Origin of the sequence: Streptomyces sp. NBC_01275, from assembly GCF_026340655.1 — a bacterium.
GTDB lineage: Bacteria > Actinomycetota > Actinomycetes > Streptomycetales > Streptomycetaceae > Streptomyces.
Window position 1 is genome coordinate 1,097,326 of the sequence record NZ_JAPEOZ010000001.1, and the last position, 14,484, is coordinate 1,111,809.

Here is a 14,484-nt window from a genome sequence, read left to right on the forward strand (position 1 = left end):
TGGCGGGATCGCCATGGTTCAAAAGGATCGCGCCAGGTGCCGCCGGCGGGGCTACTCGCCCTGGGCGAAGGTGCGCCGATACTCGCTCGGCGTGGTGCCGAGGATGCGCTGGAAGTGCAGCCGCAGATTCGCTCCGGTGCCGAGGCCGACGTCGGCGGCGATCTGCTCGACGCCTCGCTGTGAGCGTTCGAGCAGCTCACGGGCCATGTCGATACGGGCTCGCATGACCCACTGCAGGGGCGTGTACCCGGTCTCCTCCACGAAGCGCCGCGAGAACGTGCGCGGCGAGACCGCTGCCTGCCGGGCCAGTATCTCGAGGGTGAGGGGCTCGTCGAGCCGGTGCAGCGCCCACTCGCGGGTGTCGGCGAACCGCTCGCCCAGCGGCTCGGGCACGCTGCGCGGCACGTACTGCGCCTGACCGCCGCTGCGGTAGGGGGCCGCGACCAGTCGCCGGGCCGCGTGGTTCGATGCGGCCACCCCGAGGTCGCCGCGCAGAATGTGCAGGCACAGGTCGATGCCCGAGGCGGCGCCGGCCGACGTCAGCACGCTGCCCTCGTCGACGAACAGAACGTTCTCGTCGACCTGGACGAGCGGATGCCTCGCCACCAGCGCCCGCGTGTAGTGCCAGTGCGTCGTGGCACGCCTGCCGTCGAGCAGGCCGGTCGCGGCGAGCGCGAAGGCGCCCGTCGAGATGGCGGCGAGCCGCGCGCCGCGGGCGTGGGCGGCGATCAGCGCATCGACGACGGCCTGCGGCGGATCGTCGCGGTCCGGGAACCGATAACCGGGGATGAAGACGATGTCCGCCCACGCCAGCGCGTCAAGGCCATGGGCGACGTGGTACGAAAGGCCGTCGCCGCCGGTCACAAGACCAGGCGCCGCGCCGCACAGCCGCACCTCGTACGGCATGCTCGCGCGCGTGGAGAACACCTGCGCGGGGATTCCGACGTCGAGCGGCTTCGCACCCTCGAGCACGAGAACGGCGACGCGACGCAGGCGGGAGGCTGACACGGAGCCAGGGTACGCAGCGGTGCGGGCCGATCGGGGCCGTCCTGGCCCCGGTCGCCGTCAGTGCCGCGGGATCGTCCATCGTCCAGGGCAGATCCGGACCCGGTCGCCGGGCCGCCGGAGCCGCCGGAGCCGCGACGAAGGGGTCGCCGCCGCGCTCCCGGCGGTGCGTCTCAACAGCCGGCGGCGGGTGGGAGGTGGGGACCTGCTCGGACTCCGGTCAGCGGTCGTCGTCGGTGTCCCCTGGCGGTGAGCCGGGGGTCGGCAGCCACACCCTCATCGTCGAGGGCCCGCGGTTCGCCCAGGAGTGGTACGGGACCAGGACGATCCCCGCAGGCTGGGCGGCCTGCGGACCGGACGGGGCGTCGAGCGGACGGTACGGCCAGAAGTCGTCGGGCTGTGCGTCGTACGCCGTGGTGTCTCCCGCGACCACGACGGTGTCGCCCGGCCCGTCCTGCGGCGCGGTCGACGGGTCGGCTCGGACCGCGTCGACGTCGTGGCCGTTCGGCAGGTCGACGGACTCGGCGCAGTACACCAGGGGCCCGCGCTCGACGGCCATGGTGCCGCGTACGGCGTCGACGCGCGGGTCGGGCACGGTCCAGCGGGGCCGTACGGGCAGGTCGAGCCGGATCTCGTCGCCGGGCCGGAAGACCCGGGTGATCGCGGCCGTGCCCGGGGCGACGGCTCGTCGGGACCCGTCGGGGGCGGTCAGCCACGCGGTGTCGCCCCGGGTCCAGTCGGGAACGCGCAGGGAGAGCGTCCATGGACGGTCCGGGGTGCGGTCGACGCGTACGGCGACGCTCCCGCCGTAGGGGTAGTCGGTGCGCACGCTCAGTGCGAGGCCGCCGGTGGCGATCTCCGCGTCGGCGTACTGGTGGAGTTGGACGCCGTGGTCGTCGACCGTCGCCAGATACGCGGGCAGTTGGGCGAGGGTCCGGGCCACGTTGGTCGGGCAGCAGGACACCGCGAACCAGGGGGCGCGCAGGCTCGACTCGGCGCGCGGACTGTCGGCGTCCACGGCCGGTACGGCGCCCCGGCGGCGCCGGTGCAAGGTGTTGGCGTAGAAGAAGGCGCGGCCGTCCTCGGACGGGGAGGTCGCGACCACGTTGAACAGGGTCCGCTCGGCCAGGTCGGCGAAGCGCGGCTCGCCGGTGGCGAGGAGCAGCCGCCAGCTGAGCATCACGGAGGCGACGCCGGCGCACGTCTCCGAGTAGGCGCGGTCGGGCGGCAGGACGAAGTCGTCGCCGAACGACTCGTCCCGGTGGTGGGAGCCCATGCCTCCGGTCAGATACGTCCGCCGGGCGACGGCCGCCTCCCACTGCCGTACGACCGCGGCCAGCAGGGCCTCGTCCCCGGTCTCGACGGCCACGTCGACGGCCCCGGACGCGAGGTAGAGGGCGCGGACGGCGTGCCCGCGCAGGCTCTTCGCCGCTCGGACGGGGACGTCGTCCTGGTAGTAGGCGCGGCCGAACTCGATCTCGGCGAGCGTGCCGTGCCCGCGGCGGTCGACGAAGAGCGCCGCCTGGTCGAGATAGCGCTGCTCGCCCGTCGCCCGGGCCAGTTCGACCAGGGCCGTCTCGATCACGGGGTGTCCGCAGACGCGCTCGATGCCGCCCCGGCCGAAGACGGCGCACACCTGGTCCGCGGCGCGCCGGGCGATCTTCGCCAGCTCGCCCTCGCCGCGCGCCCGGATCTGGGCGACGCCCGCCTGGATCAGGTGCCCGTAGCAGTACAGTTCGTGGCCCCATTCGAGGTCGCTGTAACGGGGCTGCTGTCCGGGGCGGCCGAAGGCGGTGTTCAGATAGCCGTCCGGTTCCTGGGCGGGTGCGATGGTCTCGGTGAGCGCGGCGGTCTCCGCGTCGTGGCCGCCCTCCCAGGCCATGGCCTCCATCAGCTTGTAGACGTCCGAGTCGGCGAACTCTCGTCCGGTGCGGTCCCGTGGGATTCGCCCCTCGGCCGCTGCGCGGAAGTTGCCGATCCAGCCGACGCGTTGCATCCAGTCACGGCAGTGGTCGAGTGTGGCGGTCGCGTTGACGTGTCGACGCCGGGCCCAGAAGCCCCCGGTGATCCTGACCTCGTCGAGCCCCAGCGGCCGCAGCCGGCCTCGGGTCGGCGACGCCGGCAGGACGGGCGCCCCCGCCGTGTTCTCCCTCACCAGTTCATGCCTTCGGTACGTCCCTTCAGCGGTCCTTCTCGATGGTTCGCCTCGGTTGTCCGTGCTTCAGCCCTTGAGTGCGCCCGACATGAACCCCCGTACGTAGTGGCGTTGCAGCAGCAGGAAGAGGAGGAGGCAGGGCACGGCGAGGACCACCACGCCCGCCTCGGTGGCGCCGTAGTCCACGGCGCCCATGCTCTGCTGCCGCAGGTTGGCGACGGCCAGCGGCAGGGGCGCCTTCTCGCTGTCCGAGATGAGGATCAGGGGGGCGACGAAGTCGTTCCAGGCGGCGAGGAAGGCGAAGAGCCCGACGGTGATCAGCCCGGGTCGCACCGCCGGGAGGAGGATTCTGCGCAGCGCGCCCGCCGTGCCGCAGCCGTCGACGAGCGCCGACTCCTCGAGTTCGCGCGGCACCGCCTCGAAGGAGATCCGCATCATGAAGGTGGCGAACGGCAGTTGGAACATGGCCAGGACGAGACTCAGCCCGATCAGCGAGTTCTGGAGGTGGAGCCTGCCGAGCAGCACGTAGAGCGGGATGAGGAGTGTGGCGTAGGGGACCATGAGGATGGCCAGCGTCAGCAGGAACAGCAGGTTCTTGCCAGGGAACTCGAAGCGGGCGAAGGCGTAGCCGCCCAGCAGCGACACCCCGAGCGTCAGGGCGACGGTGAGCGCCGAGACGACGGTGCTGTTGAGGAGGTACCGCCACAGGCCCGCGTCGTAGTCGAGCAGTGTGCGGTAGTTGCCGAGGCCGTAGCCGGACTCCTGGGCGGTGCCGGGCTGTTCGCTGACCGAGGCCCAGGTGTTCCACACCAGGGGGAACAGGAAGATGACGGCCAGACCTCCGGCGACGACGTAGTAGGGCGTCCGGCCGAGGGCGCGGGTGAGCACCGGTGTCTCCTTTGGCGAGGTGGTCATGACTCGTCGGCGTGGCGCAGACCGCGGAACTGCAGGACGTTGAGCAGCAGCAGCGCGCCCAGCACGATGATCGAGAGGGCCGCCGCGGTGCCGAGGTCGAGGCGCTGGAAGGCTTCCCGGTAGATCAACTGCACGACGGTCACCGTGCTGTTGTCCGGCCCGCCCTTGGTGAGGATGAAGAACTGGTCGAAGGCGAGCAGCGATCCGGTGACGCTGAGCAGCAGGGACAGGGCGAGGGAGGGCCGTAGCAACGGCAGGGTGATGCCGCGGAAGATCTGGCCGCGCCCGGCGCCGTCCATCCGTGCCGCCTCGTACAGCTCGTGGGGGATGCGCTGGAGGCCCACGAGCAGGATCAGCATGTAGAAGCCGGCGAACTTCCAGACGACGAGGAAGACCGTCGACAGCAGGGCGGAGGTCGGCGTGCCGAGGAAGGACACCGGCTCGTCGACGATCCCGAGCCTTTCCGGGATCGTGCCGAGCGGCCCGGTGGTGGGGCTGTACAGGCCCCAGAAGAGGAGCGAGGCGGAGGCCAGTCCGAGCGCGCCGGGCAGGAAGTAGACCGTGCGGAAGAAGCCCGCGCCGGGGCGGGACTCCTGGACCAGCAGGGCGAGGAGGAGCGCGAGGCCGAGGAGGACGACCGTGACGATCGCGGTGTAGAGGAGGGTGAAGCGGAGCGCGGGCCAGAACAGGGCGCTGTCGGTGACGTCGGTGTAGTTCTCCGGGGCGTTGCCGCCCCGGTCTCCCGCGAGCAGCGGCCAGTCGCTGAGGGACATCTGTCCGACGAGCAGCAGGGGCAGCAGGAAGAAGACGGTGACGAACACGGCTGTCGGGGCGGCGTAGCCGAGCCCTTGGACCCTGCGGGACCGCCACCGGGACGCGGTGGCCCGGGCCGGGCGGACCCGGCGTTCGGTCCGGGTCCGGGGTTCGGCCGCCGCCGGGTCGGCTTCCTTCACCTGCATGGCTCTCCTCTGCCGTTGCCGGGTGACGTAGGAGGGGGTGCCGGAGAGTGGGGCGTGCGGAGGGGGAGTGCAACAGGGGGTGCGGAAGGGGGCGTACGGAGGGGGACGTGCCGGTCAGTCGGAGAGGGAAGCGGTGACCGCCTTGTTGTCCTTGTCCACGGACGTCCCGTCGCCGAACACGGCGTCGCGCATCAGGCTCAGCCACGGCCCGTTGGGGTCGTTGAAGGTCTGGCCGAACTTCAGCGCGTAGGGGGTGCGTCCGTGCGCCACCAGCTGGTTGACGGTGACCAGCCGTGGGTCGGCGTCGGAGTACTTGTTGGAGGCGAGGTCGGTGCGCGCCACCACGTCCTTGTGCGCGGCGACCACGTCGACCTGCGCCTCCTCGCCCAGGGACCAGGCGAGGAAGTTCCAGGCCTGGTCGGCCGACTTGCTGGTGGCGGAGACCCCGATGGCGTCGCCGCCGACGAAGGTGGACTCGCCGCCGTCGGGTCCGGGGATGGGCGCGACTCCGAGGTCGAGGTCCTTGGGCATCAGCCCCAGGGTGGTCGACGGCATCGGCATGACACCGACCTTCCCCTTGGGGAAGACCCCGGTCCAGGTCGCGCCCGTCTCGTCGCGTGCGCCGGGGGCGACGATGTCGTCCCGCACCCACCCCCGGTACGTCTCGTAGACCTTCTTCGCGGTGTCGGAGGAGAGCCGGGCCTCGGTTCCCTCCTCGTTCAGGACCTCCTCGCCCCCGGCCCAGATGGACGGCCACCAGGTGAAGACACCGCATCCACCGCAGTTTCCGCCGAAGAAGGTGCCGTCGACGCCGCCGCCCAGCGCGTCCACGGCCCGCGCCTGCCGGTCCCACTCGCGCAGGCTGGCGGGCGGCTTCTCGGGGTCGAGCTTCGCCCGCCGGTAGAGCTCCTTGTTGTAGAAGAGCACCGACAGATCGAGGGTGTGCGGCACGACGTACTTCCTGCCCTCGTACGTGCCGGCCTTGATGTGCGACTGGGCGAGGTACTTGGCGAAGGGCAGGGCGTCGATGCGGGAGGTGAGGTCGGCGAAGAGCCCGCTGGAGGTGTAGTTCGGCACGAACACCACGTCCGAGGCGAACAGGTCGGGCAGATCGCGGGAGCCGGCGGCCGCACCGATCTTGGCCTGGTAGTCGTCGGTGGGGATGACGGTGAGCTCGACCTTGTTCTCGTGGCTCGCGTTGTACGCCTTCACCAGGGCCTCGCTCTGCGGCCGGGTGGCCGCGCGCGTCCACATCGTCAGCGTGGCGCCGTCGTCGACGCCCTTGGCATCCGCCGCGCCCCCTCCGCCCCCACTGCCCGAGCCGCCCTCTCCCGAGCCGCAGGCCGTGACCAGGCTCGCGGCGGCGAGGAGCGCGATGGCGCCGGTAACGAGCCTGTGCAGCTGTCCACGTGGTCCGGTCGTGCTCCTCATGACGATCCCCCTCGACAGAAACGAACCGAAAAGGCTTTCTGAAAGCTAGGACCCGACTGATGGGCCGTCAATCCCCCTGCCGTAAGCGGTTACGAAGGGTCCGCCGAAACTGTGAAAACCGTCTGGACACGTCCCGGCCGAAACAACTCGCGTACCGTTTACCCACGCGCCGCGAGACAGGAGAACCATCCATGACACCGGCTGCCGGCCCCTCTCGTCCGCATCCCGCCACGCTGAGCGACGTCGCCCGGCTGGCGGGCGTGTCCCTCGCCACCGCGTCCAAGGCCCTCAACGGCCGCAGCCAGGTGCGCGCCGAGACCCGGGAGCGGGTCGTCGAGGCGGCCGAGCGGCTGTCGTTCCGGCCCAACCAGCTGGCCCGTGGCCTGCTCGCCGGGCGGACGGGCACGGTCGGGCTGCTCACCAGCGACCTGGAGGGCCGGTTCGGCATCCCGATCCTCATGGGCGCCGAGGACGCCTTCGGCGCGGGCGAGGTAGCGGTCTTCCTCTGCGACGCGCGCGGGGACGCGATCCGCGAGCAGCACCATGTCCGGGCGCTGCTCGGGCGCCGGGTCGACGGCCTGATCGTGGTGGGCAGCCGGACCGATCCCCGCCCGTCCCTGGGCCGTGAGCTGCCCGTTCCCGTGGTCTACGCGTACGCGCCGTCGGACGATCCGGAGGATCTGTCCATCGTCCCGGACAGCGTCGACGCCGGCCGGATCGCCGTGGAGCACCTGCTGGCCTGCGGCCGGACCCGGATCGCGCACATCACCGGCGACACCGGTTACGCGGCGGCGCACGACCGGGCGCGGGGGGCCCTGGCCGCGCTCGTCGCCGCGGGTCTCGCCCCGGTCGGCGAACCCCGGTTCGGGGCCTGGTCGGAGGGCTGGGGGCGGGCCGCGACGGCGCTGCTGCTGGACCGGCATCCGGAGGTCGACGCCGTGCTGTGCGGCAGCGACCAGATCGCCCGCGGGGTCATGGACGTCCTGCGGGAGCGCGGCCGTCGGGTGCCGGAGGACATCTCCGTCATCGGCTTCGACAACTGGCAGGTCCTGACGACGGATTCCCGCCCGCCCCTGACCAGCGTCGACATGAACCTGGAGCAGGTCGGCCGGGCGGCCGCGCACGCCCTGTTCGGCGCGATCGCCGGGGCGCGGCGCTCGGGCGTGGAGACCCTGCCCTGCCGGGTGGTGATCAGGGGGTCGACGGCGCCGCTGTCCTGAACCGGCCTGCCGTGAACTGGGGCCTCAGACTTCTCTCTTGACACCTCATCAGCTCGCTCCTACGTTGCGAAAACCTTTTAGGCAGTTTTCCGCACCCCCTCCGCACCCCCCTCCGCGCACCCCTTCTGCACTTCCCCTCGCACTCCTCTTCCGCACTCCCCGGCTCATGACCGCTGTCGTCAACCGGACAGGGAGCATCCGATGAGAAGACCGCACTCCTCACGGGCCAGACACCGACGCACGAGATGCCTCCTCGTCGCCCTGCTGCTCAGCGCCTGTTCCGTCCTCACCGCCACTCCGGCGCACGCCGCGCAGACGATCGGATTCCCCGCCTTCTCCGGGCCGACGATCCCGGCCCCGCCCGTCGCCTACACGCCAGGCGACATGATGCGGACCATCTACGACGCGGAAAGCTCCGGCACCGATTTCTGGATGGACCGGCTGCTGGCCCGCACCGGCGACGACCCGGCCGGACCCTGGCTGATGAGCCGGGGGCGCGCGGTCTTCATGAAGACCCACGACCCGGCGGTGCTCGGCTTCGGCGGCCATGTCGCCTACTGGGAGAGCGTCACCGACAACAACGCCTACACCGTCGCCCTCTCCCCCGGCGCCTTCACCGAGCAGGTCGCCCAGCGCCGGCAGACGCCCAGCCACTGGAAGAGCGTGCACACCAGCGGCTCCGTCACGGTCGACCAGACCAAGTTCATCACCGACAACAACGTCGCCGTGACCAATCTGTCGATCAAGAACAACGGCACGGCCGCCACCACACTTCAGTTACGGGCGACCTCCCCGTACGCCACCGCGGGCACCGGCAGTGAGCTGACCGGGCAGGTGAACGCCTACAACAACCTCACCACGATCCAGACACGGCTCACCGGCGACGGTTTCGCCGTGTCAGGCGGCGGGCTCAACCGGTCCGTGACGATCGCGGCCGGCGCCACGGTGACCGCAAAGCTGGTGATGGGCTTCGTCACCAGCGAGATCCCCGAGTCGCTCACCGACTACACCGCCTACGCCGGTTACTCCAACGCGACCGCTTTCGCCACCCACGTCAGGGCCTACAACCTGTGGTGGGCGCAGAACGTGCCCTACATCGACGTACCGGAACCGGCGATCAAGAAGAGCGTCTACTACCGCTGGTGGCTGATGCGCTTCAACAGCCTCGACGCCGACATCCCCGGGCAGACCTACCAGTTCCCGACCTCCACCGAGGGCGTCCTCGGCTACAACAACGCGATCGCGCTGACGCAGCCCATGCACATCGACGACCTCAAGTACCTGCGCAACCCGGCCTACGCCTACGGGGACTGGCTCAACGTCGGCCAGGTCTCCAAGGGCGGCCGTTTCCTCGACAATCCGGGCGACCCGGAGAACTGGTCCAACAGCTACACCCAGTACATCGCCGAGGCGGCGTGGAAGAGCTACCAGATCCACGGCGGCCAGCCGGCCATCGCCGGCAACCTGGCCCACTACGCCGAGGGCGACGTCAAAGGTCAACTGGCCTACTACGACCATGACGACAACAAGCTCATCGAGTACGACTGGGGCGCGCTGACCGGCAACGACGCCGACGCGGTCTCCTTCCACTGGAAGTCCGGGAACATGGACCGCGCCGAGTCCGCCTACCAGTACAGCGGCGCGCTCGCCGCCGCGCAGGCCTACGAGGCGACCGGCAACACGGCCAAGGCCACCGAGATGCGCACGCTGGCGACGCAGATCAAGGACGCCATCGTCAACGTGCTGTGGAACCCGGGCCGGCAGTTGTTCGAGCACCGGCTGAAGTCGACCAACGAGTGGGTGCCCTGGAAGGAGATCAACAACTACTACCCGTTCTCGGTCGGCGCGGTGCCCGACACCGCGACGTACAAGCAGGCCCTGCGGCTGTTCGACGACCCGGCCCAGTACCCCGTCTTCCCCTTCTACACCGCCAACCAGGTCGACAAGCAGGCGGCGGCCGACGCCGGGAGCCCGGGCTCCAACAACTTCTCCACCATCAACTCCACGGTGCAGTTCCGGCTGTACTCCTCGGTGCTGCGCAACTACCCCAACTCCTGGATGAACGCGACCGATTACAAGAAGCTGCTCTACTGGAACGCCTGGGCGCAGTACGTCGGCGGCAACACGCAGTGGCCGGACGCCAACGAGTTCTGGGCCGACTGGAACGGCACGGGAATCGACTACCGCTCCTGGATCCACCACAACATCCTGGGCAGCAGCAACTGGACGGTGATCGAGGACGTCGCCGGTCTGCGGCCCCGCAACGACGCCAAGGTGGAGCTGTCGCCGATCGACATCGGCTGGGACCACTTCACCGTCAACAACCTCCGTTACCGCAACGCCGACCTGTCCATCGTCTGGGACGACCCGGCCGACGGCGTGGTGCGCTATCCCGGCGTCCCGGAGGGCTACTCGATCTACGTCAACGGCAGCCGGGCCGCCACCGTCAGCTCGCTGGTGCCCTTCACCTGGGACCCGGCCACCGGTGAGGTGACGACGAGCGGCACGGTCGGCTACCACACGGCCGTCCCCGGTCTCCAGGCCCCGAACCAGGTGGTCCAGGACAGCCCCCGTCTGGTCGACATGTTCGCCAAGGCCGGCGTCGACCTGACCGGCGACCCGGCCGACCTCGCCGCCGGGGCGACCGCGTCCGCCTCTTACACCGGTTCCGGCAGCAACGTCTCCGGCGCGGTCGACGGATATCCCACCAACGAGCCGTTCTGGGGCGCGGGCGGCTCCGCCAACAGCCAGGACTGGTACGAGCTGAACCTCGGCACAGCCCGCACGCTCAACGAGGTCCGGCTGTACTTCAAGGACAGCCGCCCGGCGAGTGCCGCCTATCGGGCGCCGTCCGCGTACACCATCCAGTACCACAACGGCAGTTCATGGGTCGACGTGCCCGGCCAGACGAAGAGTCCGGCCGTCCCGCGCGCCAACTACAACCTGGTGAGGTTCCCGGCGGTCACCGCCCAGCGCGTACGGGTCCTGGCCACCAATGCCTCCGGGGCGAAGACCGGCCTGACCGAGGTGAAGGTCTACAACCGGGGCGGGGTCCAGCCACCTGCCAACCAGGCGACCTCCGCGACCGCTTCGGCCTCGTACACCTCGCCTTGGGAGAGCGTCACCGCCGTCAACGACGGTGTCGACCCGCCCTCCTCCAACGACACCGTGAACCCGCGCTGGGGCACCTGGCCACAGACCGGCCAGCAGTGGGCCGAGCTGACCTGGCCCGCCGCGAAGACCCTGAACAAGGCCGACGTGTACTTCTTCGACGACGACCAGGGCATCGACATGCCCGCGTCCTGGAAGCTGCAGTACTGGAACGGCAGCGCCTACGCCGACGTACCCGGCGCGAGCGGTTACCCACTGGCGAAGAACCAGTACAACACCGTCACCTTCACCGCCACGAGCACCACACGACTACGGGTGCTGCTCACCGGCAACGGCACCAACTCCGTCGGCCTCCTCGAAGCGAAGGTGTACAGCCCGTGACCCGGTCCAGATGCCTCTCCGCGCTCCTCGCCCTGCTGATCGCCCCGGTCGCCCTCCTCACCGCGCCGTCCGCGTCCGCCGCCGTCGCCTTCACCTCGACCGGGGTCAACCAGAACGGCGGCAACTGCCTCGACCTGCCCGGCAGTTCGACGACCAACGGAACTCAACTGCGTGCCTTCGCATGCAGCGCCGGAGCGAACCAGAACCTGGGCTTCACCCAGGTCACGGGGACGACCGACACCTACACGATCACCGTGGCGTCCGGCCAGTGCGTCGACGTCTACGGGGCGTCCACCGCGGACGACGCCGCCGTCATCCAGTGGCCCTGCCACGGCGGGACCAACCAGCAGTGGCGGCTCGTCTCCGTGACGGTCTCGGGAACCGACAAGACCTTCAACCTGGTCTCCGTGAGCTCGGGCAAGTGCGTGACGCCGAGCGGCGGTTCCTCGGCCTCGAACACCAACCTGGTGCAGCTGCCGTGCGCGACGGCGAACGGCAGGGTGTGGCGGCTGCCCGGCTTCACCGGCGGCGGCACGAGCCCGCACACCTTCGCCAACCCGCTCTCCCAGCACGGACCCGACCCCTGGCTCACCTACTACGGCGGTTACTACTACCTCGCCACGACCACCTGGAACTCGACGATCACCATGCGCAAGGCGAGCACCCTGGCGGGGCTCGCCACGGCCGCCGACCAGGTGATCTTCAACCTCACCCGGCCCAACGGGGCGGGCACGATGTGGGCCCCCGAGTTCCACCTGCTCGACGGCCCGAACGGGAAGCGGTGGTACTTCTACTACACGGCCGGACGGGAGCCGTACGACCTCGGCACCCAGCGGATCCACGTCCTGGAGAGCGCCGGCCTCGACCCGATGGGGCCCTACAGCTTCAAGGCCGACCTGCTCGACCCGACCCAGGACAACACCTGGGAGCTGGACCCGAGCATCCTGCAACTGGGCGGAAACCTCTATCTCCTGGGCACGTACTACAACGGCTCGCAGCCCATGTTCATCCGGCCGCTGTCGAACCCGTGGACCGCGAGCGGCACCCGCAGGGTGCTGTCCACGCCCACCTACAGCTGGGAGACGGTGGGCGGCGCGGTCAACGAAGGCGCCGAGGTCCTCCAGCGGGACGGCAAGACCTTCATCGTCTACTCCGCCAGCCACTGCTCCACCCCCGACTACAAGCTGGGGATGCTCACCTACAACGGCGGCGACCCCCTCAGCTCCGCCTCCTGGGTCAAGTCGCCGAACCCGGTCTTCCAGCGGTCCAACGCCAACGGGGTGTACGGCCCCGGCCACAACGGCTTCTTCAAGTCCCCCGACGGGACCGAGGACTGGATCGTGTACCACGCCAACAACTCCGCGAGCGGAGGCTGCGACATGAACCGCACCACGAGGGCCCAGAAGTTCACCTGGAACGCCGACGGCACACCGAACTTCGGCGCCCCGGTCGCCCTCGGCACCACACTGCCCGCACCGTCAGGGGAATAGCGCGCGTCCGCCCCCGCAGTCTCCTCCGGGGTCCGGGGGCGACTGCGGGTCGGCGGGCACGGGATCCACCGGGGCGGGCGGATCAGCCGGGTCGGGAGCGGGAGTGGCCGGGTCGGGAGCGGGAGTGGCCGGGTCGGGAGCGGGATCAGCCGGGTCGGGAGCGGGAGTGGCCGGATCCGGTTCGGCCGACACCGGAGGTTCCGCGGGGGAAGGTTCCTCGACGGGCGGGTCCTCAACGGGAGTTGGAGTCTCCGGATCCGGCTCCGGCTCCGGTGCCTTCTCTCCCGGTTCGGACGTGCCGGGATCCTGCTCCTCACCACCCGCCGCAGGCTCGCCTTTCGCCGGATCGTCCTTCGCCGGATCGTCCGCCGTCGGCTCGTCCTTCGTCGACTCGGGCGGAGCCGGGCTGACGTCGTCGGCCCGCACCACCGGCCGGTCCACGGCCGCGCCGTCCGTCCAGGAGGCGACCGTGGCGCCTGTCCGGGCCGGCGCGCCGTCGGCCTTCTCCTCGGCCGCGTCGGCGGAGGGGCCGCGCTTGGCGGGCGCCGCCGCGAGCACGTCCTTCGACGGCGACGCCACCGGCGCCTTGGCCACCGGCGTCCTGTCCTGTGGAGCCGGGGAGGAGTCCATCGGGCCGAGCGCGAGGGAGAGCACGACGGCGCCCGCCACGGCCGCCCCCACCGCGACCGCCGCCGGCGCCTTCGCACCACCGCCCACGACACCGCGTACGGCGTGCAGCATCCCGCCGCCGTGCCCGCCCGCCGCGACCTGCGCTGCGGCGGACGCTCCGGCGGACCCCGCGGCGAACGGCGCGAGGAACTTGCCCGCTCCGCCCAGCGCGAGCCCGAGCAGAGCCGGGCCGACGAGTGCGGGCAGCCGGTCGTTGGCGCGCATCAGGACCGCCAACCGCCCGCGGCAGTCGTCGCAGGTGTCGGCGTGGCCGAGCAACCGCTCGGACTGCCGCGCCGTCGCCGCGCCGCGGACGTAGGCGGGCATGCGCCCCCAGTGGACCTCGCACGCGGGGTCGCCCGGGGCGCCGGGCTGGGTCCGCAGGAACGCCTGGCGCATGCCCTCGCGGGCCCTGTGCAACAGCACCGCCGTCGCGCCGTCCTTGGCCCCGATGTGCGACCCGACCGCCGCCAGCGGCTGCCCCTCGGCCTCCGCCAGCCACAGTGCCTTCACCCAGCGTTCGGGCAACTGGCCCAGCACCCGCACCAACAGGTCCACGGAAGACACCTGTTCGGCGGGATCGTCCCGGTGGACCCCGCCCCTGGACTGCTCGACGACCCGCTCGGCGGCCTGCGGATCCTGCGGGGTCTCGCGTACGGCGCCGCCCGCGGCGGTGGCGAGATGCCGCACGGTCGTCATGAGGTACGCGGGCACGTTGTCGATCTCGTGCCCGGCTGCCAGTCGCCGCCACACGCGGAAGTGCGCCTCGGCGACGACGTCTTCGGCAGCCCAGGCGTTCCTGGTGAGCGAGCGCGCGTACGCGGCCAGACGAGGCTGGTGCTCCTCGTAGATCCGGGCATACGCGGCGGCGGACGCGGGCGCCGGTGCGGGCACGGCGGCGGGACCGTCGTTCATGGCAGGAACACTCCAGTTACCTGCTGGTGCTGATGGGGCGAGCACGAGTTTGTATGCCGGGATGATAAAAGACTCAACCAATCGCGGGAAAGTGACGCAGGTCATATCACCGGTAGAAGGGTGCGCCCGCCGGGCTGCGCGCTGCCGGCTCGGCCGCGCACCCTCGTACGTCTGAGGTTCACGTGGGAACGGCCAGGGCCTTCACTGCTCCTGGAGTGGATGTCCCACACAGG

Annotated in this window: 9 protein-coding genes; 3 read left to right on the top strand and 6 right to left on the bottom strand. The window is 70.8% G+C overall.

Annotated elements, in window-relative coordinates; genetic code table 11:
• Positions 1-51: 51 nt before the first annotated feature.
• From OG562_RS04625 to OG562_RS04645, 5 genes are all read right to left on the bottom strand, one after another.
• The gene (locus OG562_RS04625; protein WP_266393853.1) at positions 52-1,008 is read right to left on the bottom strand and encodes a GlxA family transcriptional regulator; all 957 of its coding nucleotides are present in this window, start codon (positions 1,006-1,008) and stop codon (positions 52-54) included.
• A gap of 217 nt (positions 1,009-1,225) precedes the next feature.
• On the bottom strand, positions 1,226-3,160 hold the full coding sequence (locus OG562_RS04630; RefSeq protein WP_266393855.1) for a glycoside hydrolase family 127 protein: 1,935 nt from the start codon (positions 3,158-3,160) through the stop codon (positions 1,226-1,228).
• A gap of 66 nt (positions 3,161-3,226) precedes the next feature.
• On the bottom strand, positions 3,227-4,048 hold the full coding sequence (locus tag OG562_RS04635) for a carbohydrate ABC transporter permease (protein ID WP_323187643.1): 822 nt from the start codon (positions 4,046-4,048) through the stop codon (positions 3,227-3,229).
• 23 nt (positions 4,049-4,071) lie between these two features.
• Complete coding sequence (locus OG562_RS04640) at positions 4,072-5,034, bottom strand: carbohydrate ABC transporter permease (RefSeq protein WP_266393860.1); 963 nt, start codon at positions 5,032-5,034, stop codon at positions 4,072-4,074.
• A gap of 114 nt (positions 5,035-5,148) precedes the next feature.
• Positions 5,149-6,465, bottom strand: coding sequence for a sugar ABC transporter substrate-binding protein (locus tag OG562_RS04645; RefSeq protein ID WP_266393862.1), 1,317 nt, complete (start codon positions 6,463-6,465; stop codon positions 5,149-5,151).
• Between the two features lie 191 nt (positions 6,466-6,656).
• Between OG562_RS04645 and OG562_RS04650 the strand changes: the two genes are divergently transcribed.
• The 3 genes from OG562_RS04650 to OG562_RS04660 all read left to right on the top strand — a co-directional run bounded on the left by OG562_RS04650 (position 6,657) and on the right by OG562_RS04660 (position 12,667).
• Positions 6,657-7,685 carry a LacI family DNA-binding transcriptional regulator gene (locus OG562_RS04650; RefSeq protein WP_266393864.1) on the top strand — a complete coding sequence of 343 codons (1,029 nt, stop codon included), beginning with the start codon at positions 6,657-6,659 and terminating at the stop codon, positions 7,683-7,685.
• 201 nt (positions 7,686-7,886) lie between these two features.
• The gene (locus tag OG562_RS04655) at positions 7,887-11,177 is read left to right on the top strand and encodes a discoidin domain-containing protein (protein ID WP_266393866.1); all 3,291 of its coding nucleotides are present in this window, start codon (positions 7,887-7,889) and stop codon (positions 11,175-11,177) included.
• Positions 11,174-12,667 (top strand): family 43 glycosylhydrolase, encoded by a 1,494-nt coding sequence (locus OG562_RS04660; RefSeq protein ID WP_266393868.1) that lies wholly within the window; start codon positions 11,174-11,176, stop codon positions 12,665-12,667. The genes OG562_RS04655 and OG562_RS04660 overlap by 4 nt, the downstream gene beginning before the upstream one ends.
• Here OG562_RS04660 and OG562_RS04665 read toward each other — a convergent pair.
• Entirely contained in the window at positions 12,656-14,251 is a 1,596-nt protein-coding gene (locus OG562_RS04665) for a sigma factor (protein ID WP_266393871.1), read from the bottom strand. The genes OG562_RS04660 and OG562_RS04665 overlap by 12 nt on opposite strands.
• Between the last annotated feature and the right edge of the window lie 233 nt (positions 14,252-14,484).